At 72.2% G+C, this 26,534-nt stretch carries 23 protein-coding genes; 13 read left to right on the forward strand and 10 right to left on the reverse strand.

What is annotated here, in order from left to right; all coding sequences use genetic code 11:
* The first annotated feature begins 154 nt into the window (after positions 1-154).
* The 6 genes from ACIA6T_RS02000 to glpK all read left to right on the forward strand — a co-directional run bounded on the left by ACIA6T_RS02000 (position 155) and on the right by glpK (position 5,250).
* Entirely contained in the window at positions 155-448 is a 294-nt protein-coding gene (locus ACIA6T_RS02000) for a hypothetical protein (protein ID WP_384715898.1), read from the forward strand.
* A gap of 458 nt (positions 449-906) precedes the next feature.
* Positions 907-1,386, forward strand: coding sequence for a hypothetical protein (locus ACIA6T_RS02005; RefSeq protein WP_399444603.1), 480 nt, complete (start codon positions 907-909; stop codon positions 1,384-1,386).
* A 179-nt stretch (positions 1,387-1,565) separates the two neighbouring features.
* Complete coding sequence (locus tag ACIA6T_RS02010; protein WP_399444604.1) at positions 1,566-2,084, forward strand: SMI1/KNR4 family protein; 519 nt, start codon at positions 1,566-1,568, stop codon at positions 2,082-2,084.
* Positions 2,085-2,191: 107 nt separating this feature from the next.
* Positions 2,192-2,644 (forward strand): hypothetical protein, encoded by a 453-nt coding sequence (locus ACIA6T_RS02015; RefSeq protein ID WP_399444605.1) that lies wholly within the window; start codon positions 2,192-2,194, stop codon positions 2,642-2,644.
* Between the two features lie 189 nt (positions 2,645-2,833).
* Positions 2,834-3,676, forward strand: coding sequence for an MIP/aquaporin family protein (locus ACIA6T_RS02020; RefSeq protein WP_399444606.1), 843 nt, complete (start codon positions 2,834-2,836; stop codon positions 3,674-3,676).
* A 50-nt stretch (positions 3,677-3,726) separates the two neighbouring features.
* Positions 3,727-5,250: a glycerol kinase GlpK gene (gene glpK / locus ACIA6T_RS02025; protein ID WP_399444607.1), complete on the forward strand. Its 1,524-nt coding sequence runs from the start codon at positions 3,727-3,729 to the stop codon at positions 5,248-5,250.
* 64 nt (positions 5,251-5,314) lie between these two features.
* Here glpK and ACIA6T_RS02030 read toward each other — a convergent pair whose 3' ends face one another.
* On the reverse strand, positions 5,315-5,506 hold the full coding sequence (locus ACIA6T_RS02030) for a hypothetical protein (protein ID WP_399444608.1): 192 nt from the start codon (positions 5,504-5,506) through the stop codon (positions 5,315-5,317).
* Positions 5,507-5,688: 182 nt separating this feature from the next.
* Here ACIA6T_RS02030 and ACIA6T_RS02035 point away from each other — a divergent pair, with 182 nt between their 5' ends.
* Positions 5,689-6,822, forward strand: coding sequence for a glutathione-independent formaldehyde dehydrogenase (locus tag ACIA6T_RS02035; RefSeq protein WP_399444609.1), 1,134 nt, complete (start codon positions 5,689-5,691; stop codon positions 6,820-6,822).
* Between the two features lie 285 nt (positions 6,823-7,107).
* On the opposite strand, the gene ACIA6T_RS02040 is transcribed toward ACIA6T_RS02035, so the two are convergent.
* A complete protein-coding gene (locus ACIA6T_RS02040) occupies positions 7,108-7,830 on the reverse strand; it encodes a uracil-DNA glycosylase (RefSeq protein WP_399444610.1) in 723 nt (240 codons plus the stop codon).
* A 74-nt stretch (positions 7,831-7,904) separates the two neighbouring features.
* On the opposite strand from ACIA6T_RS02040, the gene ACIA6T_RS02045 reads away from it, so the two are divergent.
* Complete coding sequence (locus tag ACIA6T_RS02045) at positions 7,905-8,510, forward strand: RNA-binding S4 domain-containing protein (protein ID WP_399444612.1); 606 nt, start codon at positions 7,905-7,907, stop codon at positions 8,508-8,510.
* 143 nt (positions 8,511-8,653) lie between these two features.
* Here the strand turns inward: ACIA6T_RS02045 and ACIA6T_RS02050 are convergent, their stop codons facing one another.
* Positions 8,654-9,340, reverse strand: a complete 687-nt coding sequence (locus ACIA6T_RS02050) for a class I SAM-dependent methyltransferase (protein WP_399444613.1) — start codon at positions 9,338-9,340, stop codon at positions 8,654-8,656.
* A gap of 147 nt (positions 9,341-9,487) precedes the next feature.
* Between ACIA6T_RS02050 and ACIA6T_RS02055 the strand changes: the two genes are divergently transcribed.
* Positions 9,488-9,751, forward strand: a complete 264-nt coding sequence (locus tag ACIA6T_RS02055) for a DUF6343 family protein (RefSeq protein ID WP_399444614.1) — start codon at positions 9,488-9,490, stop codon at positions 9,749-9,751.
* Positions 9,752-9,760: 9 nt separating this feature from the next.
* Here ACIA6T_RS02055 and ACIA6T_RS02060 read toward each other — a convergent pair whose 3' ends face one another.
* From ACIA6T_RS02060 to rpsA, 4 genes are all read right to left on the reverse strand, one after another.
* Positions 9,761-10,141, reverse strand: a complete 381-nt coding sequence (locus ACIA6T_RS02060) for a tetratricopeptide repeat protein (protein WP_399444615.1) — start codon at positions 10,139-10,141, stop codon at positions 9,761-9,763.
* Positions 10,142-10,191: 50 nt separating this feature from the next.
* Positions 10,192-10,803: a dephospho-CoA kinase gene (gene coaE / locus ACIA6T_RS02065; protein WP_399444616.1), complete on the reverse strand. Its 612-nt coding sequence runs from the start codon at positions 10,801-10,803 to the stop codon at positions 10,192-10,194.
* An 18-nt stretch (positions 10,804-10,821) separates the two neighbouring features.
* A complete protein-coding gene (locus tag ACIA6T_RS02070) occupies positions 10,822-11,760 on the reverse strand; it encodes a PAC2 family protein (protein ID WP_385057454.1) in 939 nt (312 codons plus the stop codon).
* A gap of 377 nt (positions 11,761-12,137) precedes the next feature.
* Positions 12,138-13,631, reverse strand: coding sequence for a 30S ribosomal protein S1 (rpsA, locus tag ACIA6T_RS02075; RefSeq protein WP_073936493.1), 1,494 nt, complete (start codon positions 13,629-13,631; stop codon positions 12,138-12,140).
* Positions 13,632-13,850: 219 nt separating this feature from the next.
* Here rpsA and ACIA6T_RS02080 point away from each other — a divergent pair, with 219 nt between their 5' ends.
* On the forward strand, positions 13,851-14,813 hold the full coding sequence (locus ACIA6T_RS02080) for a class I SAM-dependent methyltransferase (RefSeq protein WP_399444617.1): 963 nt from the start codon (positions 13,851-13,853) through the stop codon (positions 14,811-14,813).
* Positions 14,814-14,817: 4 nt separating this feature from the next.
* Positions 14,818-17,550 carry an ATP-dependent RNA helicase gene (locus ACIA6T_RS02085; RefSeq protein ID WP_399444618.1) on the forward strand — a complete coding sequence of 911 codons (2,733 nt, stop codon included), beginning with the start codon at positions 14,818-14,820 and terminating at the stop codon, positions 17,548-17,550.
* Between the two features lie 19 nt (positions 17,551-17,569).
* Here the strand turns inward: ACIA6T_RS02085 and ACIA6T_RS02090 are convergent, their stop codons facing one another.
* Positions 17,570-19,339 (reverse strand): lytic murein transglycosylase, encoded by a 1,770-nt coding sequence (locus tag ACIA6T_RS02090; RefSeq protein WP_399444619.1) that lies wholly within the window; start codon positions 19,337-19,339, stop codon positions 17,570-17,572.
* Positions 19,340-19,625: 286 nt separating this feature from the next.
* Between ACIA6T_RS02090 and ACIA6T_RS02095 the strand changes: the two genes are divergently transcribed.
* Positions 19,626-20,480, forward strand: a complete 855-nt coding sequence (locus tag ACIA6T_RS02095; RefSeq protein ID WP_399444620.1) for a DUF4184 family protein — start codon at positions 19,626-19,628, stop codon at positions 20,478-20,480.
* On the opposite strand, the gene ACIA6T_RS02100 is transcribed toward ACIA6T_RS02095, so the two are convergent.
* Positions 20,404-20,832: a hypothetical protein gene (locus ACIA6T_RS02100; RefSeq protein ID WP_399444621.1), complete on the reverse strand. Its 429-nt coding sequence runs from the start codon at positions 20,830-20,832 to the stop codon at positions 20,404-20,406. The genes ACIA6T_RS02095 and ACIA6T_RS02100 overlap by 77 nt on opposite strands.
* Positions 20,833-21,212: 380 nt before the next feature.
* The gene (polA, locus tag ACIA6T_RS02105) at positions 21,213-23,939 is read right to left on the reverse strand and encodes a DNA polymerase I (protein ID WP_399444623.1); all 2,727 of its coding nucleotides are present in this window, start codon (positions 23,937-23,939) and stop codon (positions 21,213-21,215) included.
* Between the two features lie 286 nt (positions 23,940-24,225).
* Between polA and ACIA6T_RS02110 the strand changes: the two genes are divergently transcribed.
* The gene (locus ACIA6T_RS02110) at positions 24,226-26,505 is read left to right on the forward strand and encodes an FdhF/YdeP family oxidoreductase (protein ID WP_399444624.1); all 2,280 of its coding nucleotides are present in this window, start codon (positions 24,226-24,228) and stop codon (positions 26,503-26,505) included.
* Positions 26,506-26,534 lie beyond the last annotated feature (29 nt).

Raw genomic sequence — 26,534 nt, forward strand, 5'->3', positions numbered from 1 at the left:
GCCCCCCGCCGAGCCCCTCCTATATATTAACCACCGCGCCCCTGGGCGCGGCCCCCCCCCCCGCGGCCCCCGCGCGCCCCCCCCCCCCCCCCCCCCCCCCCCCCCCCCCCCCCCCCCCCCCCCGCGTCAGTAACTCCTGCAGGATGGAACGCACGTGATAGCTGAGAACCAGAAGCCGGGCCTGTGGCTGCGAGGTCTGCTGACCGCCGGACTGTACGCCGTCGCGGTCGGCATGCTGGCCCTGAGCCTGCCCGCCGTGGGCGTCGAGAACACGCCGACGTCGGACCCCGACACAGCGGCCGGCGCCTTCTTCTGCCTCGTCCTGTCCACACTGTTCCTCGCCGCCACGGCCGGGGTGTCGTTCAGATGGAAGTCCGCACGACTGCTGTGCCTCGTCCATCTGGCCCTCGTCGTGATCGTCTGGACCCAGGTCCCGAGCCCGTTCTGAGACCAGGAGGGGCATGGACGTGGCAACGCTCCCGGAGATACGAAGCCTCCTGGGAGAGCCTCGGTTCAACTGGTCGGATCCCGCACCATGGATCGCACCGGAGCAGGAACCCGGCAGGGGAGGGACGTGGCGTCGCGCTCCCGCGATCGCGCGCCCGGGGGCCCGTTCTCCGAACGCCCCTCGGAGGTGACGGCCTCGCTGCCGGAACTGCCGGTGTCCGTCGGCTCGCCGGTGCCGGCCGTGTACGACAAGGCGGTACCGGACACCCCCGGTCGGCACGGTCCGTGCCCTGCGGCACTGGCTGGTCCGACGGTTCCCTCTGGTACGAGGTACGTTCATGCGTGACGTGACACGGGCCATCGGACAGGCGGGCAGCACCACGGTGGGTAGCGATGTGTACCGGTAGGAAAGAAGGACGGCTGCGGATCCGCCGGGCTTCCCGCCTCGCGGCAGCGGCCGTGGCCGTGCTCGCACTGGCGGGATGCGGTCATCGGACCGGGTCGGCGGACACCGCCGGGGCCCCGGAATCCCGGTCCGGGGAGATCGGTGAGCCCGGCATCCGGCAGGACGAGGACCTGGTGCGGAAGTACTTCCCCGAGCTGGGGGACTTCGATTCCGTGGAGTGGGCAGGGGAGACCCTCGGCAAGGGCAGGTCATCGGTACCGGGTCCCTCGGACTTCCGGGTGTCCGGGGTCGTCCGGCTCGCGGACGCCGATGTGGCGAGGCTGAGCAAGGACCACGCCTGGCGGAACGAGCCCGGTACACCGGTGGTGCTCGGCACCGTCCGTCCACGTCTACCGGCAGGCGTCCAGTGGCAGACGAGTGAGGACTTCGTGACCGCCGTGACGCAAGGGCGCTACTCCGCCACGTTCTACGCCGACTTCGAGCGGAAGTTGATCGTCTTCGACGCGGTCAGCCCGGAGAAGAACGCGGTGTAGAGCCGCAGGGGCCCTTCGGCCATGGACCGAGTCGGAGGAAGAGCTCGGCATGCGATTACCCGCGGACTTCCGTGAGGTCACCGAGGGGCGGCTCCAGCGGTCCCCCTCGGGGCGGAGGGGGACCGCTCCCGTTTCCGACCGGACCGGCTTCGAAAGGTTGTTGTATGTGGGTGCGGCGTGTGATCGAGCTGACCGGCTGGGAGCCGCTGGGGATCTCCGTCGACTGGGCGGCGGTGGAGGAGGAGCTGCGGGTTCCGCTTCCGGCGGACTACAAAGAGCTCTTCGAGGCCTTCGGTGGCGGGACGTTCTCCGATTCCGTCTCCTTCCTCGCGCGTGACGGGGGTGTCGCCTTCGACTTCCTCACGCTGTGGCGACTGTCCCTTTCGGACGAGCAAGAGGGAAAGTACGGCGATGTCTCCGCCGTGGACCCGTACCCGATCTACGCCCCGGGAGGCAGGGGTCTGATCGAATGGGGCGCCACGGAATGGGCCGACCAGTACTGCTGGCTGATCGACGCCCAACGCCCCGGCGAGTGTCCCGTCCTCGCGCGAGCCGACGGCGGCGAGTGGCGTCGGTACGACATGTCTACGTCGGAATTCCTCTACCGAGTCCTCGCGGACACCGATTTCCGGCCTTTCGGAATCGCACAGTACGAGCTCGGCACGACGTTCGAGCCCGGCCCCGGGGACAACGCCTGACAGCGGGATGAGACCGGGGCCGGAGGCGGCGTCCGACAGCGGGGCGGACCGTGTCGGATGTGCGCCATACGGTTGACCGGGGCGATCACCGGGACGAAGGAGTCGTCGTGAGGCCCACTCTGGCCGCCGCCCAGGTGCGCGGCGGTCTGACGCAGTACCTCACGACGACGTACGCACTGACCGACGGGGAGACCCGGCTCGCCCTCGAACGGTTCCTCGGGCATCCGGAGACGGGGATCTTCCGCGGGCCGTACCTGCGGATCAGGACGCCGTTCCACAAGGCCGGTGACGGGTGGCAGCGGGAGCTGGAGTGGCGGCCGGGCTTCCCGCCGTACCGGCACCAGGCCAAGGCGTGGGAGCGGCTGAGCACGCTGCACGGGCCCGCCCGGCCCACGGTGATCACCACCGGGACCGGGTCCGGGAAGACCGAGTCGTTACTGGTGCCGGTCCTCGACCACTGCCGGCGGGAGAAGGCGCGCGGGACCCGTTCCCGTGACGCCCTGGCCATCTCCTGGCACGGCACCCCGAGCCGGTTCCTGGAGCCGCTGCTCGACGGCTGACGCCCGGCGCGTTGCTCCATTGGAAGGAAACTCCCTGCTCAGGGCGCCCTCTCACGGCGATACGCATACGCTGCCGGAAAGGGAGGGGAAGGCCTGTGCCATTCCTGCCGAGGAGAGTCGATGGCTGAACGCATCAAGGTGGAAAGCAGCCCACGCCGTCGAGGTTATCGAGAAGGTCTCGGCGGCGAAATGCTCGCCGAATTCCTGGGGACGTTCGTCCTGCTCCTGCTGGGCGCCGGATCGGTGGCCGTCGCCGTCGCCGGTCTGCCCGGATCGGGACGGCAATTCGTGGAATTCGGGCCGGCCAACTGGCTCATCATCTCGTGGGGCTGGGGCCTCGCCGTGGTGTTCGGTGTCTACGTGGCCGGCGGTGTCAGCGGTGCCCACATCAACCCCGCGGTGACGCTGGCCTTCGCCGTGCGCGGGGACTTCCCCTGGCGGAAGGTCCTGCCGTACTGGCTGGCGCAGGTGGTGGGCGCCTTCGCCGCCGCCGCGCTCGTCTACGCGTGCTACCGGTGGGCCATCGACGCGGCCGACGCCAAGGCCGGAGTCCCGCGGGACGAGTCGCTGGCGACCTACTCCATCTTCGCGACGTTCCCCGCCGAGTACTTCGGGAACTCCTGGTGGGGCCCACTGCTCGACCAGATCGTGGGAACGGCGATTCTGCTGCTGCTCATCTGCGCCGTCATCGACACCCGCAACACGGCTCCGATGGCGAATCTCCACCCGTTCATCATCGGTCTGGTGGTCGTCGCGATCGGCCTGACATTCGGCACCAACGCCGGGTACGCGATCAATCCCGCGCGTGATTTCGGACCCCGGCTGTTCACCTTCTTCGCGGGCTGGGGCGACATCGCCCTGCCCGGCACATTCGGATGGTTCAGCGGCTACTGGTGGATCCCCATCGTCGGCCCGCTGATCGGCGGGATCGTCGGTGTCGGCGTGTACGACCTGCTCATCAAACCCGTGATCACCGCCAGGGCGAGGGCGCTCGAGGAGCAGGAGCAAGGACCGGCCACCGAGGAACCGTAGGCCCCGGACCCCGCCGTCAGGACCACGTCGTCAACCAGGAGGTGTCAGCGATGCCCGAATTCGTCGGCGCGGTGGACCAGGGGACCACCAGCACCCGCTTCATGATCTTCGATCACGCGGGGAACGAGGTGGCCAGGCACCAGCTCGAACACCAGCAGATCCTGCCCCGGTCCGGCTGGGTCGAGCACGACCCGGTGGAGATCTGGGAACGCACCAACACGGTGATCCAGAACGCCCTGCGCGACGGCGGCCTGACCGCCGCCGACCTGCGGGCCGTCGGCATCACCAACCAGCGCGAGACGACGGTGGTCTGGGACCCGCGCACCGGCCGCCCGTACTACAACGCCATCGTCTGGCAGGACACCCGCACCGACCGCATCGCCGCCGCTCTCGAGCGTGACGGCCACGGCGACACCATCCGCCACAAGGCCGGTCTGCCGCCGGCCACCTACTTCTCCGGCGGCAAGATCAAGTGGCTGCTGGAGAACGTGGACGGACTGCGCGAGGCCGCCGAGGCGGGCCACGCCCTGTTCGGCAACACCGACGCCTGGGTCCTGTGGAACCTCACCGGCGGGCCCAACGGCGGTGTGCACGCCACGGACGTGACCAACGCCAGCCGCACCATGCTGATGAACCTCGAGACCCTGGACTGGGACGAGGAGCTGCTGGACCTCTTCGGCGTCCCGCGCCCGATGCTGCCGGACATCCACTCCTCGTCCGACCCCGAGGCGTTCGGCCAGGCCCGCACCTCCCGGCCGCTGGGCGCCGCCGTCCCGATCACCGGTGTGCTCGGCGACCAGCACGCGGCGACCGTGGGCCAGGTCTGCTTCTCCCCCGGCGAGGCCAAGAACACCTACGGCACCGGCAACTTCCTCGTACTCAACACGGGTACGGAGCTGGTGCGTTCGCACAGCGGGCTGCTGACGACGGTGGCGTACCGGTTCGCGGGGAGCCCCGCGGTCTACGCCCTGGAGGGCTCCATCGCCGTCACCGGCGCGGCCGTGCAGTGGCTGCGCGACCAGTTGAAGATCATCGGGAGCGCCCCGGACAGCGAGCAGCTGGCGCGTTCGGTGGAGGACAACGGCGGGATGTACTTCGTTCCGGCGTTCTCCGGTCTCTTCGCCCCCTACTGGCGCTCCGACGCACGCGGCGCCATGGTGGGGCTGGCCCGGTACAACACCGGCGGTCACATCGCGCGGGCCACACTGGAGGCCATCTGCTACCAGAGCCGCGACGTGGTCGAGGCCATGGAGCAGGACTCCGGTGTGCGCCTGGACGTGCTCAAGGTCGACGGCGGCGTCACCGCGAACGACCTGTGCATGCAGATCCAGGCCGATGTGCTGGGCGTGCCGGTCAGCCGTCCCGTGGTGGCCGAGACCACCGCGCTGGGCGCCGCCTACGCCGCCGGGCTCGCCGTGGGCTTCTGGCGCGACACCGACGAGCTGCGCACCCACTGGCAGGAGTCGAAGCGCTGGACCCCGCAGTGGAGCGAGGAACGGCGCCAGGAGGGCTACCGGGACTGGAAGCGGGCGGTGGAGCGGACCCTGGACTGGGTCAAGGTCAGCGACGACTGACACCGGCCGGGTGCCGTACCGGCCGGTGGGTGCCGTACCGGCCGGTGGGTGCCGGGCGCCGCGGTCAGCGGTCGGCGATGTCCTCGCGGAGGCCGTCGGAGAACTCCCACCACGACAGCGGAAGCCAGTCGCCGTTCACGAACCCGTCGACAGTGGCCCCACGACCACGGACCGTCACCGTCGTGCCCGGGGGGTAGGTGGTGCCGGACAGCCCGGGCACCGCGATGAGCAGGGTCCCCAGCCGCTGCGCTGCCATGGTGGCCTCTTTCCGTTCTCGGTTACGGCATGCGTCGTCCGCGGATCGTCGGACGATATACGTCCGGATATTACCGGCTTGCCCCATCGGCCAGACCGGAGAACCATGAGAAATCGGTCACCCGAAACCATCGGGAGAGGAGCGCCACCGGACCCGTACGCCATCGAGTGGAGGCCACAGCCATGAAAGCCGTCGTGTACAAGGGACCGTTCGAGGTCGCCGTCGAAGAAGTCGACAACCCTGCCATCCAGCATCCGAACGACGTGATCGTCAAGGTCACCTCGACCGCGATCTGCGGTTCCGACCTGCACATGTACGAGGGTCGTACCAACGCCGAGCCCGGCATCACCTTCGGTCACGAGAACATGGGCATCATCACGGAGGTCGGCCCGGGGGTCACCTCTCTCAAGGAGGGCGACCGTGTGGTCATGCCCTTCAACGTCGCCTGCGGATTCTGCCGGAACTGCGCCGAGGGATTCACCGGATACTGTCTGACCGTCAATCCCGGTTTCCCCGGCGGTGCTTACGGCTATGTCGCGATGGGACCGTGGAAGGGCGGCCAGGCGGAATACCTGCGCGTTCCCTACGCCGACTTCAACTGCCTGAAACTGCCGCCGGGAAAGGAGCACGAGAACGACTTCGTGCTGCTCGCCGACATCTTCCCCACCGGCTACCACGGCTGCGAACTCGCCCAGGTCCGCCCCGGCGAGAGCGTCACCGTGTACGGCGCCGGACCGGTCGGTCTCATGGCCGCCTACTCGGCACTGTTGCGCGGCGCGAAGAAGGTCTTCGTCGTGGACCGGGTCCCCGAGCGGCTGCAGAAGGCCGAGGAGATCGGCGCGGTCCCGATCAACTTCGCCGAGGGCGACCCGGTGGAGCAGATCCACGAGCAGACCGAGGGCATGGGCACCGACAAGGGCGTCGACGCGGTCGGCTACCAGGCCACGGCGGGCGGCACGGACCGCGAGGAACCGGCGACCGTCCTGAACTCGCTCATCCGCACGGTGCGCGCCACCGGAATGCTCGGCATTCCCGGGCTCTACGTCCCGTCCGACCCCGGAGCCCCGGACGAGCAGTCCAAGCAGGGCATGCTCCTCGTCGCGGTCGGCAAGCTCTTCGAGAAGGGCCTGCGGCTGGGCACGGGGCAGTGCAACGTGAAGCGCTACAACCGGCAACTGCGCGACATGATCATCGAGGGCAGGGCGAAGCCCAGCTTCGTCGTCTCCCACGAGCTGCCCCTGGACCAGGCGCCGTCGGCCTATGACAAGTTCGACAAGCGCATCGAGGGCTACACGAAGGTGGTGCTGCGCCCGTAGCCCGGCGCCTCGTCGGGAGCAACGCGGGGGCGGTCCGGGCGGCGGGCCGGAACGCGGTCGGCGTGCCGGTGCCGGAGGGCGAGGAGGAGCTGGACCGGCTCCGCCTCGCCCCGAGTGGCGCGGGCGCGGGATCGGCGACCGGTTCGTCGCCCTGGCCGAGGAGCGCGGGGCCGGGCGTACCGGTCCGTCGCCGCCACCAGCGCGTCGTCGCCGGCCGTGGTCGTACGGGTTCGGTCTCCGGGTACCGGCTCGTCGGAGCACCGTACCGGCGTCGGCCGGAACCGCTCATCCCCTTCCCGGCGTACCCAGTCCCGCCGCCCCGGCCGCCGTGCGCAGCACGTCCCGGAGCATCTCGGGGGTGAGGCGGCCGGTGAAGGTGTTGCGCTGGCTGACGTGGAAACAGCCGAAGAGGCCGAGACCGGGCCCGTCGGGGGCGTCCAGGGTGACGCGGGCACCGTGCGCGAAGGCGGGCCGGGGCCGGGGCACGGTCCAGCCGGCCTCGGCGAACGCGGGCAGCGCGGCCTGCCAGCCGAAGGCCCCCAGCACGAGCGCGGCCCGTACCGTCGGCCGCAGCAGGCGCAGCTCCCGCACCAGCCAGGGCCGGCAGGTGTCCCGCTCCTCGGGGGTGGGCTTGTTGGCCGGCGGGGCGCAGTGCACGGGCGAGGTGACGCGCACGCCGTACAGCTCCAGGCCGTCCCCGGCGTGGGTGGAGCCCGGCTGCGAGGCGAGCCCCACGTCGTACAACGCCTGGTACAGCACGTCCCCGGAACGGTCCCCGGTGAACATCCGCCCGGTGCGGTTGCCGCCGTGGGCGGCGGGTGCCAGACCGACGATCAGCAGCCGGGCGTCCGCCGGCCCGAATCCGGGCACCGGCCTCCCCCAGTACGTCCAGTCCGCGAACGCGGCCCGCTTGGTCCGGGCGACCTCCTCCCGCCAGTCGACCAGCCGGGGGCAGGCACGGCAGCCGGCGATGCGCTGGTCGAGCCGGTCGAGGCCATGGGGGTCCATGGCTCCACCGTAGGTGTTCGGGGCGGGCGAAAACCCCGCACCACCGGCCGGGACCAAGGGTTAAGGTCGGGACCATGGCTTCTGAGAGTGCCGAGGACCCCAAGGTCGCCGCCGCCGTGGCCGCCGCCGAGGCGGCCGGCCCGCCGAGTGGCGAGTCCGTACGGATCGACAGCTGGATCTGGTCGGTACGGCTGGTCAAGACGCGGTCCCTCGGCGCCGCCGCCTGCAAGGGCGGGCACGTCCGGGTGAACGGCGAGCGCGTGAAGCCCTCCCACTCCCTCCGTGTCGGTGACGAGGTGCGGCTGCGGGCCGAGACCCGGGAGCGGGTCGTCGTCGTCAAGCGGCTGATCCGCAAGCGGGTCGGCGCCCCGGTGGCCGTCCAGTGCTACATCGACAACTCCCCGCCGCCCCCGCCCCGCGAGGCCGTCGCCCCCGCCGGCATCCGCGACCGCGGCACCGGCCGCCCCACCAAGCGCGACCGCCGAGAGATGGAACGGCTGCGCGGCCTGGGCGGCCCCACCCCGTTCGGTGGACACGCGGGACCGGGCGGGCCGGGCAGCGGCGGTGACCCGGGCGCCGCGCCCGGCGGAACCGGCAGGCGCGGTCGACCCATCGGACACGAGACGACCGGTGGGCGCAAGGCCCGCGGCAAGGGGACCGGGGGTACGGCCCGCCCGTGAACGCGGGGCCGGGCGGGCCGGGCAGCGGCGGTGACCCGGGCGCCGCTGCCCGGCGGAACCGGCAGGCGCGGTCGACCCGCCGGACGCGAGACGGCCGGTGGGCGCAAGGCCCGCGGCAAGGGGCCGTGAACCGGGGCGCGTGATCAGGTGTCGGACATCGGCACCGCCCTCACCCACATCCTGTCCTCCGTCAGGTAGCGGTCCACCTTCAGGCCCGTCTCCGCCAGTGCCTCCTCGAACTGCTCCCTCGTCAGGGGGCGGGCGCGGAACGTCTGGGTCCAGGTCGCGTCCGGGAACACGTACTCCGCGTGGACCGAGTCGACGCCGTCGCCCACCGGCTCCGCCGACACGATCCGCACGGTGAAGCCGGCCGGGTCGGCCCGCTCGCGCGGCACATCGGTGTGGTAGTCCTCGCCCTCCCGCTGGATCAGCACGCAGCCGCCCTTCGCCAGATGCCGCACGCAGGTGCGCAGCAGGCCCCGCCGCACCTCCACGTCCCCCGCGTGCACCAGGAACGACGCGAGCAGCACCACGTCGAACGTCTCACCGAGGTCGAGCCGCTCTATGGGTCCGCATATCGTCCGCGCCCCGCGCACCCGCTCCAGCATCTCCGCGGACTCGTCCACCGCCGTGACCTCGAAGCCGCGCTCCAGCAGCGCGTGGGTCATCCGCCCGACGCCGCTGCCCAGCTCCAGGATCCGCGCCCCCGCCGGCACCGCGGCGGCGATGACGTCCGGCTCGTCCCCGACAGGCAGCCGCGCGTACAGCTCCACCGCACAGCCGTCCGGGGTGATCGCCCCGGGGCCCGTCCCCTCATAGCCCTCACGCATTCTCAGTTCCATGCCCGTGAAACGGCCGGCGTCCGCACACCCGTTCCCCTTCCTCGCCGGTTCACCCGGCCGAGTGACACGTGGTCCTGGAGACGGTTCGGGGAACCCGGAACACACGGAAGCGGCGCGGACGGGGTGGTGATCGGGATGCGTACGGGCAGTGAGCCGGCGACCGCGCGCAGTGCTCTGCGGATGCGGTTCTGGCTGAGCGTGTGGGGCGTGGTCTGGACGGTGTCCGGGACCGTGGCGTTCGCGCTCGCGGGGCATCCGGGCTGGGCCCTCGTCTGCGGGCTGCTGTGGCTGGTCGTCACGGTCGACCTGGTCGTCGTCCTGCGGCACATCCGCCAGGGCCCGCATTACCAGCCGGGGCGCGATGTGCCCCCGTACCAGCCGCCGAGGAGCCGCCCGTAGCGCCGGCCGTCACTCGTCGAAGCGGGCCGCCTCCAGGTACTCCGGGTTCGGGTCCAGCGCGGCCGCCAGCCGGAAGTGTCGCTTGGCCGGGTGCGGGCGGCCCTGCCGCTGGTAGGTGCGGGCGAGCGCGAAGTGGGCGAAGGCGTTGTCCGGCTCGCGCTCCAGCACGAGGGAGAACTCCAGCTCGGCGGGGCGCAGCTGGGCCGCCGCGAAGAAGGCACGGGCACGCAGCAGCCGCGCGGCGGTGTTCTCCGGGTGGACGTCTATGACACCGTCGAGCAGCTTCACCGCGCCCCTCGGGTCCCGGGAGGCGAGCAGGTGCTCGGCGGCACGGAAGTCGATGACATGCGTTTCCGGCGTACGTCCGGTCGAACCGCTGGTCTCGGGCACGGCGGAGTCCTTCCCTCGCTGAACGGGTTCAACGCCCCGCCCGGCACCCGCTATTCCGGGTGGGAGGTCCGCGCCCGGTGGACGAGGTCGGCCCACACCTCCTTGACGCGCCGGTGCAGCTCGTCGAGGGGGACGTCGTTGTCGATGACGATGTCGGCGATCTCCCGGCGCTGCTCGCGGGTCGCCTGGGCGGCCATCCGCGCGCGTGCGTCCTCCGCCGTCATGCCGCGCCGGCCGACGAGCCGGTCGAGCTGGGTCTCCGGGCTCGCGTCGACGACGATCACGAGGTCGTAGAGGGGGGCCAGGCCGTTCTCCGCGAGGAGGGGGACGTCGTGGATCACGACGGCGTCCTCGGCGGCGGCCTCCTCCAGCTCGCGGGAACGGGCGCCCACCAGGGGGTGGACGATCGAGTTGAGGACGGCCAGCCTCTCCGGGTCGGCGAAGACGATGGAACCCAGCCTGGGCCGGTCGAGCCTGCCGTCCTCGGTGAGGACCTCCGCGCCGAAGGCGTCCACGACCGCCGCGAGACCGGGCGTCCCCGGTTCGACGACCTCACGCGCGATCCGGTCCGCGTCGATCAGCACGGCCCCGCACTCGACGAGCAGCCGCGACACCTCACTCTTGCCGGCACCGATCCCGCCGGTCAGGCCCACTTTCAGCATGGGGGACAGCCTAGGGCGTCAGCCGTCGCCCTCGCGCTCCGCCAGGAAGCGTTCGAACTCGCGGCCGATCTCGTCCGCCGACGGGATGTCCACCGGCTCGGCGAGCATGTTGCCCCGGCTCTCCGCGCCCGCCGCCGCGTCGTACTGGTGCTCCAGACCCTGGACGAGGGCGGTGAGTTCGTCGTCGCCCTCCTGGATCTGGCGGTCGATCTCCGTCTGGGTGCGGTGGGCGTCGGTGCGCAGCGCGTGCGCGACGCCGGGCAGGACCAGTCCCGTCGCGGCCGTGATGGCCTCCAGGGCGGTCAGTGCCGCGTCCGGGTAGGGGGAGCGGGCGATGTAGTGCGGCACGTGCGCGGCGACGCCCAGGACGTCGTGCCCGGCCTGCATGAGCCGGTACTCGACGAGCGCCTCGGCGCTGCCCGGCACCTGTGCCTCGTCGAAGACGCTGCCGGCCACCGGGACGAGGTCGGCGCGGTTGCCGTGCGGGGTGAGGCCGACGGGCCGGGTGTGCGGGACGCCCATGGGGATGCCGTGGAAGTTCACCGACAGGCGCACGCCGAGCCGCTCCACGATCTGCTGGACGGCGGCGGCGAAGCGCTCCCACTCCACGTCCGGTTCGGGCCCGGAGAGCAGCAGGAAGGGCGCTCCCGTGGCGTCCTGGACGAGGCGCACCTCGATGGCGGGCACCTCGTAGTCGCTCCACCGGTCGCGGGTGAAGGTCAGCAGCGGGCGGCGGGCGCGGTAGTCGACGAGCCGGTCGTGGTCGAACCGGGCGACGACCTGGTGGGGCAGCGAGTCGAGCAGCCGGTCGACGATCTGGTCCCCGGTCTCCCCCGCGTCGATGTATCCGTCGAAGTGGTAGAGCATGACAAGTCCGGCCGACTCCTGGGCCAGCGCCATGTCGACGACACCGAGCCCCTTCGGCTCCCACGCGTACAAACCCTGCGGATCAAGCACAGTGACCGCTCCTCCTCATGTCCGTACACCACAACATGGCACGCACCACTGACATTCCCCGACGAGAACAACTCCCCGGAGAGCGCGGGGAACTTCTCCTGGGGGCCCGGGCGACTCCCTGGGGGGCGCGGGCGCGGGGACCTTCTCATCAGGACCGCGGGCAGCGCCCCGAAAGGGGCGCGGGGAACTGCGCGACAAGCCCCCACCGGCCGGCAGCCGACCCGCAACTCTTCAGGGGCGCGGGGCCGTATCGATATGCGGCTCCGCCGCGTGGGCGCGAACCCCCCCACCGGGCCGCAGCCCGGAACACAGCACTGAGGGGCCGCACCTCGAAAGGTGCGGCCCCTCAGTCAACGGCTAGGCGTCAGTGGAGAGCGTCAGCTCTGCCCACCCGCCAGCTTCTCCCGCAGCGCGGCAAGCGCCTCGTCCGAAGCCAGCGCACCGGACTGGTCGCCACCCTCGGAGGAGTACGAACCGCCACCGGACGCGACCGGAGCGGCGGCCTCGCCACCCTCGGCAGCGGCCTTCTCGTCCGCCTCGCGGGACTTGATGACCTGCGCCTGGTGCTGCTCGAAGCGCTGCTGCGCCTCGGCGTACTGGGTCTCCCACGCCTCGCGCTGGGTCTCGTAGCCCTCGAGCCAGTCGTTGGTCTCGGGGTCGAAGCCCTCGGGGTAGATGTAGTTGCCCTGGTCGTCGTAGGACGCGGCCATGCCGTACAGGGTCGGGTCGAACTCGACCGCCGACGGGTCGGCACCGAAGGCCTCGTTGGCCTGCTTCAGCGAGAGGCTGATGCGACGGCGCTCGAGGTCGATGTCGATGACCTTGACGAAGATCTCGTCGTTGACCTGGACGACCTGCTCCGGGATCTCCACGTGGCGCTCGGCCAGCTCGGAGATGTGGACCAGACCCTCGATGCCCTCGTCCACGCGGACGAACGCACCGAACGGAACCAGCTTCGTGACCTTGCCGGGCACGACCTGGCCGATCTGGTGGGTGCGGGCGAACTGCTGCCACGGGTCTTCCTGGGTCGCCTTCAGCGACAGGGAGACGCGCTCGCGGTCCATGTCGACGTCGAGGACCTCGACCGTGACCTCCTGGCCGACCTCGACGACCTCGGAGGGGTGGTCGATGTGCTTCCAGGACAGCTCGGAGACGTGGACCAGACCGTCGACGCCACCCAGGTCCACGAAGGCACCGAAGTTGACGATCGAGGAGACGACGCCGGAACGGACCTGCCCCTTCTGGAGGGTGGTGAGGAACGTCTGGCGGACCTCGGACTGGGTCTGCTCCAGCCAGGCACGGCGGGACAGGACCACGTTGTTGCGGTTCTTGTCCAGCTCGATGATCTTGGCCTCGAGCTCCTTGCCCACGTAGGGCTGGAGGTCGCGGACACGACGCATCTCGACGAGGGAGGCCGGCAGGAAGCCACGGAGGCCGATGTCGAGGATGAGACCACCCTTGACGACCTCGATGACGGTACCGGTGACGATGCCGTCCTCTTCCTTGATCTTCTCGATGGTGCCCCAGGCACGCTCGTACTGGGCGCGCTTCTTCGAGAGGATCAGGCGGCCTTCCTTGTCCTCCTTCTGGAGGACGAGGGCCTCGATCTCGTCACCGACGGCGACGACCTCGTTGGGGTCGACGTCGTGCTTGATCGAGAGCTCGCGGCTCGGGATGACACCTTCGGTCTTGTAACCGATGTCGAGCAGGACCTCGTCCCGGTCGACCTTCACGATGACGCCGTCGACGATGTCGCCGTCGTTGAAGTACTTGATCGTCTCGTCGATCGCGGCGAGGAACGCTTCCTCGTTACCGATGTCGTTGACCGCAACCTGCGGGGTGGTGGCGGTGGTCTCGGTGCTGCTCGTCATGTGGGAAAGGGCTCCGGTACGGACATTGAAGTCGTAGGTACTGCTACGCCGGAGCCCGTTTCGCTCTGCAGAAGCCGGACAGCCAAGGAAGCGCATCACCGTCCACCGGTGATGACACCTCGAGAACCGAGGGGACATACAACAGATGCGAGCGCAGCCTGCTACGTCTGAGGTGCGCAGGCTCGCAGCGCAACTTGTAGCATACGGGGGCTGCCGGGCATGGTCAATGCGCGAAGCCGCCCACCCGGGGCGGATCGCCTCATAACCGGCACAACTACGGTCTCCCGAGGCCACGGAGGGGCGACGAGACCCCTGCGGCGACACGCCGGGGACCGGCCGGCTGGACGGAAGAGTACGACGAGGGAGCCGATCATCCAAGAGCCCGAAGCGCCCGAACCGGAGGCGACCCGGCGGCAGGCCGGTGTCACGGAGAGCTCACGCGCCAACCGGGGCTGGTGGGACCGCAACGCGGACGAGTACCAGATCGAGCACGGCACGTTCCTCGGCGACGACCGCTTCGTGTGGGGACCCGAGGGGCTGGACGAGGTGGAGGCGGAGCTGCTCGGCCCGCCGGAGGAACTGAAGGGGCGGGACGTCCTGGAACTGGGCGCCGGCGCGGCGCAGTGCTCGCGCTGGCTGGCCGGGCAGGGGGCGAGGCCGGTGGCACTGGACATCTCGCACCGGCAGTTGCAGCACGCGCTGCGGATCGGCGGGCCGGTCCCGCTGGTGTGCGCGGACGCGGGGGCGCTGCCGTTCGCGGACGGCTCCTTCGACCTGGTCTGCTCGGCGTACGGGGCGCTGCCCTTCGTGGCCGATCCGCGGCTGGTGCTGCGCGAGGTGCGGCGGGTGCTGCGGCCCGGCGGCCGGCTGGTCTTCTCGGTCACGCACCCGATCCGCTGGGCGTTCCCGGACGAGCCGGGCCCTGAGGGGCTGAGCGTGTCCGCGTCGTACTTCGACCGCACGCCCTACGTCGAGCAGGACGAGGGGGGCCGCGCGGTGTACGTGGAGCACCACAGGACGCTCGGGGACCGCGTCCGTGACGTCGTCACCTCGGGGTTCCGGCTGGTGGACCTGGTGGAGCCGGAGTGGCCGGCCTGGAACACCTCCGAGTGGGGCGGCTGGTCGCCGCTGCGCGGGAACCTGATCCCGGGGACGGCGATCTTCGTGTGCGTACGGGACTGAGTGCGTGATCCGTTACGACGCCCTGGACGCCCTTCCGGTGCGCGAGGCCCTGCCGGGGCTGACCGACGCGCTCGACGCGCACGGCACCGCCGTACTGGTGGCGCCGCCCGGCACCGGCAAGACGACACTGGTGCCGTTGGCGCTGGCGGGGCTGCTCGGGGACGGGCCCGCGCGGCGGGTGGTGGTCGCCGAGCCGCGGCGGATCGCGGCCCGCGCGGCGGCACGGCGGATGGCGTGGCTGCTGGGCGAGCGGGTCGGCGAGTCGGTCGGTTTCACCGTGCGCGGGGAGCGGACGGTGGGGCGGCACACGCGCGTGGAGGTCGTGACGACCGGTGTGCTCCTCCAGCGCCTCCAGCGCGACCAGGAGCTGTCCGGGGTGGACGTGGTGGTGCTCGACGAGTGCCACGAGCGGCATCTGGACGCGGACACGGCGGCGGCGTTCCTGTGGGACGTGCGCGAGGCGCTGCGCCCGGAGCTGCGGCTGGTGGCCGCGTCGGCGACGACGGACGCGGAGGGCTGGGCGCGGCTGCTGGGGGACGCGCCGGTGGTCCGGGCGCGCGGTGCCGCGTTCCCGGTGGACGTGGTGTGGGCGCCGCCCGCGCGTGCGGTACGGCCGCCGCACGGGATGCGGGTCGATCCGGCGCTGCTGACGCACGTGGCGTCGGTGGTGCGGCGGGCGCTGGCGGAACGGGACGGGGACGTGCTGGCGTTCCTGCCGGGGGTCGGCGAGATCGCCAGGGTGGCCGGGCGGCTCGGGGGGCTCGGGGACGTCGACGTGCTCCAGGTGCACGGGCGGGCGCCGGCCGCCGTGCAGGACGCGGTGCTGTCCGTCGGGGAGCGGCGCCGGGTGGTGCTGGCGACCTCGGTCGCCGAGTCGTCGCTGACGGTTCCCGGGGTGCGGGTGGTCGTGGACTCCGGGCTGGCGCGCGAACCGCGCGTGGACCACGCGCGGGGGCTCAGCGCGCTGGCGACGGTACGGGCCTCCCGCGCGGCGGGGCTCCAGCGGGCGGGGCGGGCCGGACGTGAGGCGCCGGGGACGGTGTACCGGTGCTGGGCGGAGGCGGAGGACGCGCGGCTGCCGCGGTTCCCCTCCCCCGAGATCAAGGTGGCCGACCTGACGGCGTTCGCGCTCCAGGCGGCCTGCTGGGGCGATCCGGACGCCTCGGGGCTGGCACTGCTGGATCCCCCGCCGGCCGGGGCGATGGCGGCGGCCCGCTCCGTCCTGACGGCGATCGGCGCGGTGGGTCCCGACGGGCGGGCCGGCGAGCGCGGGACACGGCTGGCCCGCCTGGGCCTGCACCCGCGCCTGGGCCGCGCCCTGCTGGACGCGGCACCGGCGGTGGGCCCGGCCCTCGCGGCCGAGGTGGTCGCCCTGATCAGCGAGGAGCCGCCGAGGGAGTACGGCGACGACCTCACCGCCGCACTGCGGACCGCCCGGCGCGGCGGCGACGCGTACACCGCGCGGTGGCGCAAGGAGGCCGACCGCCTCCGCGGTCTCGTCTCCGAGCCCACGCGGCCCTCCCCGCCGACACCGGCGGACCGGTCCGGCACCCATGCCGCCCCCGTCCAGCCCCCGGGGCAGGCGGCAGGGGGCGACACCCGGGGCATCGGCACACCGGACACGCCCGCACCGGGTCCCCCACGGCCGACGGCCGGCAGGGACGGCGCCGGGGTCGTCGGCGGCGCGGGCACGTCCGCCTCGGGCACCCCGCGGGGGCCGGGCGGTGGGGACGGAGCCGGTTTCCGGCCTGTCGTCGGGGGCGGGGAGGACCTGCGGGTCGGGTTCGTCGTCGCGTTGGCTTTTCCCGAGCGGGTGGCCCGTGCGGAGGGCGGCTCGTATCTGATGGTGGGTGGGACGCGGGCCGAGGTGGGGGCGGGGTCGCGGCTGCGGGGGGCCGAGTGGGTCGCCGTCGCCGTCGCCGACCGGCCCGTGGGGCGGGGGCACGCGCGCGTGCAGCTCGGGGGCGTCGTCGACGAGGGGGTCGCGCGGGTCGCGGCGGGGGCGTTGCTGGAGCACCGGGAGGAAGTGGGCTGGGGCGACGGGGACGTCGTCGCGCGGCGGGTCGAGCGGCTCGGGGCGGTGGAGGTGGCCGTACGGGCGTACGCCGACGCCGGCCCCTCGCTCGTACGGGACGCGCTGCTGGACGGGCTGCGGCGGGAGGGGTTCGGGCTGCTGCGGTGGCCGGCCGGGGCCGCCGTACTGCGGCAGCGGCTGGCGTTCCTGCGCGGCCGGCTCGGCGCGCCGTGGCCCGATGTCTCCGACGAGGCGCTGCACGCGCGCGTGGCGGAGTGGCTGGAGCCGGAACTGAGCCGGGCCCGGCGACGGGCCGACCTCGGGCGGATCGACGCCGGGCAGGCGCTCGCGCGGCTGCTGCCCTGGGCCTCCGGCGAGGCCGTACGGCTCGACGAGCTCGCCCCCGAGCGGATCACCGTGCCCAGTGGGTCCGGAATCCGGATCGACTACTCCGACCCGGAGCAGCCGGTGCTCGCGGTCAAGCTCCAGGAGATGTTCGGGCTCCAGGAGTCGCCCCGGGTGGCCGGGGTGCCGCTGCTGGTGCACCTGCTGTCCCCGGCCGGGCGGCCCGCCGCCGTGACCGCCGACCTCGCCTCGTTCTGGCGGGACGGCTACAAGGGCGTACGGGCCGAACTGCGCGGGCGCTATCCCAGGCACCCCTGGCCGGAGGATCCGGCCACCGCCGAGCCGACCCGGCACACCAACGCGCGGCTCAGGCGGTGATCCGGTCGTTCCGGTTCCGTCAGACGGCGGGGCTCGCCGACGGGCTGGTGGACGGGGCCGGGGTCTCCGTCCCGGCCGGGGGCTCCGTCTGGGCCGGCGGCGCCGCCACGGTCAGGTCGATCGTGACGGTCGCTCCGCCCGCGGTGGTGACGAGGAGCCGGAACGTGCCCTCGGTGTCGTCCGCGTAGAGCCGAGGCAGCTTCAGCAGGCCGTCCGCGTCCGTCGTCAGACCGCCCAGGGTGCGTACGGCCCTGCCGTCGGCGTCCTTGAAGTAGGGGCCCTTGTCGTTCTCGGCCGTGTCCTCGGCCGACTTGACGATCGTCGCGGTGGCGGCGACCTTGTCGGCGGCCACGCCCTCGTACGTGGCCTTCAGCTCGACCGCCTCCGCGAACTCGCCGCCCGGCGTGCAGGTCAGCTCCTTCGTACCGGTGCGGACGAGGGTGTCGGCGGCGCGCTCGGTGACGGTCGCCCGGTAGGTGACGCCCTCGACCGTACGGCCGACCACCGTGGCCCGGACGCTGACGGAGCCGGTCTTCTCCCCCGCCTGGAGCGTGGGGGCCACGGCGACGCCCGAGCTGTCGGTGACGACGGTGGCCACGCTCTCGCCGCCGGTGAAGGTGGTGTCGGTGTCACCGACGATGGTGAACCGGATCCGCACCTTGGCCACGGCCTTGCCGGCGTCCGTCTCCGCGCGGGCGCTCATCCGCTCGGTGAACGCGTCGCCCGCCATCGCGGTGAACTGCACGTCACCGGCGGCCTCCAGGTGGTCCACCGTGTCGGTGGGGGTGGGCGGGGTGGTGGTGGGCGGGGTGGTGGTGGGCGGGGTGGTGGTGGGCGGCGGCGTGCTCGGGCTGCCGGAGTCGGCCGGCTTCTCCGGCTTCGGGCTGGGCTTCAGCGACGGCGACGTGCTCGGCGACGTGCTCGGCACCGTCGGGGAAGGACGCACCGTGCTGGTGCTGTCGCTGCGGTCCGTGGGCAGCGTGCCGGTGCCGTCGGGGATCTCGTGCGTGCCCCTGCGGTAGTACTCCAGCCACGACATGACGGTGTTCAGGTACTCCGTCGACTGGTTGTAGCTGAGGATCGCCCGGTCGAGGTCCCGCTGGTCGGACAGGTCCCAGTCGAAGCGGCACAGGTAATGGCCGGCGGCGAGGGCCGCGTCGTAGATGTTGTTGGGGTCCTCACGGCCGTCGCCGTTGCCGTCGCGGCCCGCCCACTCCCAGGTGGAGGGGATGAACTGCATGGGGCCGACGGCCTGGTCGTAGGAGCTGTTGCCGTCGTAGGCACCGTTGTCGGTGTCCTTGATGAGGGCGAAGCCGTTGCCGTCGAGCTGGGGGCCGAGGATGGGCGAGAGGGTGGTGCCGTCGGCGTCGACGCGTCCGCCGCGGGCCTGACCGGACTCCACCTTGCCGATGGCGGCGAGGAGTTGCCAGGGCAGGTTGCAGCCGGGCTTCTTCTCGCGCAGCGTCGCCTCGGCCCGCTTGTAGGCGTCGAGGACGGTCGCGGGTATGCCGGCCTCGGTCACGCCGGACGTGTCCGTCCCGGTGCTCGCGGACGGGGCGGGGTTGGGGCTGTTGAGCGGCGGCAGGTCCGTGTAGTAGGGCGAGTTGCCGGTCGCGCCGGCGGCAGCGGCCTCCTCGGGTGAGGGCGTGGCGTCCGAGGTGGTCTGCCCTCCCTGACCCTCCGTCGTCGCACCGGGGGCCTGGGACGCGGCCAGGGCCGCCACCGCCGCCGCGGCGACGGCGGTGGTCGTCACTCCCTTGCGCAGCCTCCTGCCGAATTGCGCCGCCATAGAGTGAGCCCCTCCCGTGAACGCCGTGACGTCCGTCAGCCTGTGTTGTGTTCGCCCTGTTGTGACGATCTACCCGCCCCACTGGTTGCCCTCCTGCGGGCATCCGGCACGACGGCCCTCGCGACCCTACGACAACTTCCTTTGCCCGGACACCCGTTCATGCCCGATATTCACCGGTTCACCACGTTCCCGCAGGGCGGGGGCCGGTGCGGGGCGTCGCGCATACTGGGGCCTGCCGATCAGGTGGGCCCGCGGGCCCGGTCAACCACTGTCACGAGGAGCCGCGTTGCCGTTCACGCTGAGCCATGCGGCGGCGGTGCTGCCCGCCGTGCGCACGGACGGGAGCGGGCGGGGCCCCCTGGTTCCCGCCGTACTGGTCGCGGGCAGCTTCGCACCCGACATGACCTATTACGCGGCGAGTGTCCTGTCCGGGGCGATGGAGTTCGGTGACGTCACCCATGCGTTCCGGGGTGTGTTCACGGTCGACGTGCTCATCGCCTGGGCGCTGGTGGGGCTGTGGCTGCTGGTGCGCGAACCGCTGGTGGCGCTGTTGCCGCGGGCCCGGCAGGGTCGGGCGGCGGCGCTGCTGCGCTGCGGGGCGCCGCGTGCGCGGACGCGGCCGTCGCTGGTGGCGCGCTGGTACCTCTCGGCCGTGGTGGGGGCGTTGACGCATGTGGTCTGGGACGCGTTCACGCATCTCGACCGGTGGGGGATGCGGGTGTTTCCCGTGCTGGGCGAGAAGGTGGCGGGGTCGCCGCTGTACTGGTACCTGCAGTACGGCGGTTCGGCGGTGGCCGCGGTCGTCATCGCGCTGTTCGTGGTGCGGGCGCTGCGGCGGACGGCCCCGGAGAGCGAGCCGGTGGGGGTGCCCGCGCTGTCCGCCGGGGACCGGTGGTGGGCCGTCGCGCTGCTCGGCGGGTGCGCGGCGGCGGCCGCGGTGCAGCGGGCCTCGCGGTGGTGGGCCCACTGGGGCTCGGCCGCGAAGCCCTGGGAACTGATTCCGACGGTGTGCTTCGGGGCGGGCGCGGGGCTGGTCCTCGCACTGCCGCTGTACGCGGTGGCCGTCAGGGTGTGGCGTCCGGCCACGGGGGTCCCTGCGGGCGCCGGTGCGCGGCGGCCGGACCGTACGGGCGCACGCTGAGGGTGTCGCTCGCCGCGACGAACACGGTGACGGTGCGGACCGGGCGGGGGCGGGGCAGCAGGGTGAGCACGAGGGTGAGGTAGGCGCGGGCCAGCTCGGCCCACAGCCGCCACGGCGGCTGCTCGACCGTGAGGGCCCCGGCGGTGGGGGTGCGGGCGGTTCGCCGACGGCCGTCGGCGATACGGCGGCCGAGGTCCGCCGTGGCGCTGCGCAGCGCGGTCGCGAGGGTGGCGGGGACGCGGGCGGTACTTGCGGAGGCCGCGAAGACCGGGGCCGGCGGGGACAGTGTGCGTCCGCCGGGGCGCGGGGGTGCGTTGCCTGCCGCTGTGCGGTGAAGCATGCGTATACCCATGCATGGCATGGTGTCCGGCCCTGCGGGCGGGGGCTTTCCCGCGGGGGCCACGCGAGTGAAGGTTTCCGGTCCGGGGGCTGTGCCCCGGACCCCCTCCGGCCCTGAACGGGCCTCGTCCTCAAACGCCGGACGGGCTGGAGTTCGGCCCTGGACGGGCCTCGTCCTCAAACGCCGGACAGGCTGGAAGCACAGGCCTCGTCCCCAAACTCCCCCGGACGGGCTGGAAGCGCAGGCCTCGTCCCCAAACTCCCCCAGGCAGGCTGGAAGCGCAGGCCTCGGCCTCGGACTCTCCCAGAGGGGGACCCCCGCCCCCGGACGGGCTGGATCAGCCCCTCCGGCGTTCGAGGAGCGGGGGTACGGGGGCTGAGCCCCCGGAAGGGCTAGTGCGCCGCCGACTCCCAGTCCGGGCCCGCGCCCACCGAGACGCCCAGGGGGACCCTGAGCTCGACCGCGGACGCCATTTCGCGGCGGACCAGGTCCTCCACCGCGGTGCGCTCGCCGGGGGCCAGTTCCAGGACGATTTCGTCGTGGACCTGGAGGAGCGTGCGGGAGCGCAGGTCCGCCTCGCGCAGGGCGCGGTCCACGTTCAGCATGGCGATCTTGACGATGTCCGCCGCCGTGCCCTGGATCGGCGCGTTCAGCGCCATGCGCTCCGCCGCCTCGCGGCGCTGGCGGTTGTCGCTGTTGAGGTCCGGCAGGTAGCGGCGGCGGCCGAAGAGCGTCGCCGTGTAGCCGGTCGCCCTCGCCTCGTCGACGACCCGGCGCAGATAGTCCCGTACGCCGCCGAAGCGCTCGAAGTACGCGTCCATCAGGGCGCGCGCCTCCGCCGCCTCGATGTTCAGCTGCTGGGAGAGGCCGAAGGCCGACAGCCCGTACGCCAGCCCGTACGACATCGCCTTGATCTTGCGGCGCATCTCCGCGTCCACCGCGGACCGCTCGACGGAGAACACCTGCGCCGCCGCCGTGGTGTGCAGGTCCTCGCCCGAGGTGAACGCCTCGATCAGGCCGGCGTCCTCGGAGAGGTGGGCCATCACGCGCAGTTCGATCTGGCTGTAGTCGGCCGTGAGGAGCGACTCGAAGCCCTCGCCGACGACGAAGCCGCGGCGGATCGCGCGGCCCTCGTCCGTGCGGACCGGGATGTTCTGGAGGTTGGGGTCCGTCGAGGAGAGCCGGCCCGTCGCGGCGACGGTCTGGTTGAACGTGGTGTGGATACGGCCGTCCGCGGCGATCGTCTTGATCAGGCCCTCGACGGTGACGCGCAGCTTCGCCTGCTCACGGTGGCGGAGCATGATCACCGGCAGTTCGTTGTCGGTCTGCGTGGCGAGCCAGGCCAGGGCGTCGGCGTCCGTGGTGTAGCCGGTCTTCGTCCGCTTCGTCTTCGGCAGGGCCAGCTCGCCGAAGAGGACCTCCTGGAGCTGCTTGGGCGAGCCCAGGTTGAACTCGTGCCCCGCCGCCGCGTGTGCCTCCTTCACCGCCTGCTGCACGGCGCCCGCGAACATCTGCTCCATCGCCTGGAGGTGCTCCCGGTCGGCCGCGATGCCGTGCCGTTCCATGCGGGCGAGCAGCGCGGACGTGGGCAGCTCCATGTCGCGGAGCAGGTCCGCCGCGCCCACTTCCTCGAGGCGGCCCTCGAAGGCCCCGCCCAGGTCGAGGATGGCGCGGGCCTGCACCATCAGCGCCTCGGCCTGGGCGCTGTCGTCCGCGCCGAAGGCGAGCTGACCGTCGGGCGCGGCGGCGGGCGCCAGCTCGCGGTGCAGGTACTCCAGGGACAGCGCGTCCAGGTCGAAGGAGCGGCGGCCCGGCTTCACCAGGTACGCGGCGAGCGCGGTGTCCATGGTGACGCCCTCGATGGTCCAGCCGTGCTCGGCGAAGACCCGCATCGCGCCCTTGGCGTTGTGGAACACCTTGGGGCGGGCCGCGTCGGCGAGCCAGGCCGCGAGCGCCCGCTCGTCGGCCTCGTCCAGCTCGGACGGGTCGAACCAGGCGGCCGGTCCGGCGGCCGTGGCCAGCGCGACCTCGGCGACCGAGCCGGTACCGAGGGCCCAGGTGTCGACCGTGGCGACGCCGAGCGGGCCGGTGCCGTGCTCGGTGAGCCAGGCGGTCAGCTCGCCGGTGCCCAGCACCGTGCCGTCCAGCTCCACGCCCTCCGCGACGACCGGGGTGGTCTCGGCCTCCTCCGCGCCCGGGTCGACGGCGAACAGCCGCTCGCGCAGCGACGGGTTCCTGATCTCCAGGGTGTCCAGGATCATCACCACGGCCTTGCGGTCGTAGGCGGTCCGCGCCAGGTCGAGGACGCCCTTGGGCAGCTCGACGGCGCGCTCCAGCTCGGTGAGGCGGCGGTTGAGCTTGACCGCCTCCAGGTGGTCGCGCAGGTTCTGCCCGGCCTTGCCCTTGACCTCCTCGACGCGCTCGACCAGCTCGGCGAAGGAACCGAACTGGTTGATCCACTTCGCGGCCGTCTTCTCGCCGACGCCGGGGATGCCGGGCAGGTTGTCCGACGGGTCGCCGCGCAGCGCCGCGAAGTCGGGGTACTGGGCGGGGGTCAGGCCGTACTTCTCGACGACCTTCTCCGGGGTGAACCGGGTCAGCTCGGAGACGCCCTTCGTCGGGTACAGCACCGTGGTGTGCTCGGAGACGAGCTGGAAGGAGTCGCGGTCGCCGGTGACGATCAGCACCTCGAAGCCCTCGGCCTCGGCCTGGGTGGCGAGGGTGGCGATGATGTCGTCCGCCTCGAAGCCCTCGACGGCGAAGCGGTCGGCGTGCATCGCGTCGAGGAGCTCGCCGATGAGTTCGACCTGGCCCTTGAACTCGTCCGGGGTCTTGGAGCGGTTCGCCTTGTACTCGGTGAACTCCTCCGAGCGCCAGGTCTTGCGGGAGACGTCGAAGGCCACGGCGAAGTGGGTGGGGGCCTCGTCACGGAGGGTGTTGGCCAGCATCGACGCGAAGCCGTAGATCGCGTTGGTCGGCTGGCCCGTCGCGGTGGTGAAGTTTTCCGCGGGCAGCGCGAAGTACGCGCGGTACGCGAGGGAGTGCCCGTCCATGAGCATCAGGCGGGGGCGGGGGCCGGTGGGGGGCTGGTCGGTCTTCTTCGATGCTGTGTCTGCCACGTGTCCGATCCTGCCACGTGGCACTGACAGTGGGGGGCGGGTGTGGGTCGTGGGGTCGATTCGCCCCCTCCGCCCCTTCCCTCCCCCAATCTCGACTTCGCTCGAGCGGGAGGTGCCCCCATCGTCCCCGGGGCTGCGCCCCGGACCCCTTAGGCCCTGCGGGCCTCGTCCTCCACCGTCGGACGGACTGGAAGCGCGGGCCTCGTCCTCCGCCTTCGGACGGGCTGGAAGGGCGTGGCAGGATCGGGGGTCCACCTCATACGTGTATGTGGAACAGGAGTGCGCGATGGCAGCGAAGCCTCCCAAGGGGGATCCGGTTCAGGACGCGCCGCAGGTCGGCGGGCCGAAGCATGCTGCCGCGGGGCTGCCGGCGGTCGGGCACACCCTGCGGATGGCCCAGCGGCAGATGGGTGTGAAGCGGACGGCGCTGACGCTGCTCAGCGTGAATCAGAAGGACGGCTTCGACTGCCCGGGGTGCGCCTGGCCGGAGCCGGAGCACCGGCACCGCGCGGAGTTCTGCGAGAACGGGGCGAAGGCGGTGGCCGAGGAGGCCACCCTGCGCCGGGTCACCCCGGAGTTCTTCGCCGCGCACTCCGTCGCCGACCTGTCCGGCCGCAGCGGTTACTGGCTGGGGCAGCAGGGGCGGCTGACGCACCCCATGTACCTGCCCGAGGGCGGTGAGCACTACGAGCCGGTCACCTGGGAGCGGGCCTTCGACATCGTCGCCGAGGAGATCGCCGCCCTCTCCTCCCCGGACGAGGCCGTCTTCTACACCTCCGGGCGCACCAGCAACGAGGCCGCCTTCCTCTACCAGCTCTTCGCCCGCCGGCTCGGCACCAACAACCTGCCGGACTGCTCCAACATGTGCCACGAGTCGTCCGGCTCGGCCCTGTCGGAGACGATCGGCGTCGGCAAGGGCAGCGTCCTGCTGGAGGACCTCCACAAGGCCGACCTGATCATCGTCGCCGGCCAGAACCCCGGCACCAACCATCCGCGCATGCTGTCCGCCCTGGAGAGGGCCAAGGCGAACGGCGCGCGGATCGTCAGCGTCAACCCGCTGCCCGAGGCGGGCCTGGAGCGCTTCAAGAACCCGCAGACCGCCAAGGGGCTCACCACCGGCGCCGCCCTGACCGACCTGTTCCTGCAGATCCGCATCGGCGGCGACCAGGCCCTGTTCCGCCTCCTCAACAAGCTGATCCTGGAGACGCCCGGCGCGGTCGACGAGGAGTTCGTGCGCGCGCACACGCACGGCTACGAGGAGTTCGCCGAGGCCGCGCGCGCCGCCGACTGGGACGGGACGCTCACCGCGACCGGTCTCACGCGCGGGGACATCGAGCGGTGTCTGCGGATGGTCCTCGAGTCGAAGCGCGTCATCGTCTGCTGGGCGATGGGGCTCACCCAGCACAAGCACTCGGTGCCGATCATCCGCGAGGTCGTCAACTTCCTCCTGCTGCGCGGCAACATCGGCCGTCCGGGTGCGGGAGTCTGCCCGGTGCGCGGTCACTCGAACGTGCAGGGCGACCGCACCATGGGCATCTTCGAGCGGCCCGCGCCCGCGTTCCTGGACGCCCTGGAGAAGGAGTTCGGCTTCGCGCCCCCGCGCGAGCACGGTTTCGACGTCGTACGGGCCATCCGGGCGCTGCGCGACGGCAGGGCGAAGGTCTTCTTCGCCATGGGCGGCAACTTCGTCTCCGCCTCCCCCGACACGGAGGTCACCGAGGCCGCGATGCGCCGGGCGCGGCTGACGGTGCACGTGTCGACCAAGCTGAACCGCTCGCACACCGTCACGGGCGCGCGTGCCCTGATCCTGCCGACGCTCGGCCGCACCGAGCGCGATGTCCAGGGCGGGGGCGAGCAGTTCGTGACGGTCGAGGACTCCATGGGCATGGTGCACGCCTCGCGCGGGCGCCTGGAACCGGCGAGCGGGCGGCTGCTGTCGGAGCCGGCCATCGTGTGCCGGCTGGCCCGCCGCGTGCTCGGCGAGGACGACACGGTGCCGTGGGAGGAGTTCGAGAAGGACTACGCGACGATCCGCGACCGCATCGCACGGGTGATCCCCGGTTTCGAGGACTTCAACGCGCGCGTGGCGCGTCCCGGGGGGTTCGCGCTGCCGCACGCCCCGCGCGACGAGCGCCGCTTCCCCACCGCCACCGGCAAGGCCAACTTCACCGCCGCGCCGGTGGAGTTCCCCGAGCCGCCCAAGGGCCGGCTGCTGCTGCAGACGCTGCGCTCGCACGACCAGTACAACACCACGATCTACGGTCTCGACGACCGCTACCGGGGTATCAGGAACGGCCGTCGGGTGGTCCTGGTCAATCCGGAGGACGCGCGGGAGCTGCGGCTGGCGGACGGCGCCTACGTCGATCTGGTCGGCGAGTGGAAGGACGGTGTGGAGCGCAGGGCGCCCGGGTTCCGCGTCGTGCACTATCCGACGGCGCGGGGGTGCGCGGCGGCGTACTACCCGGAGACCAACGTCCTGGTGCCGCTGGACGCCACCGCGGACACCAGCAACACCCCGGCCAGCAAGTCCGTCGTGGTGCGTCTGGAACAATCGGCGACCGACTGAGCGTTCGCTCAGCAGACAGCCGTACCGAC

The organism is Streptomyces sp. NPDC051740, assembly GCF_044453165.1.
Lineage (GTDB): Bacteria > Actinomycetota > Actinomycetes > Streptomycetales > Streptomycetaceae > Streptomyces > Streptomyces atrovirens.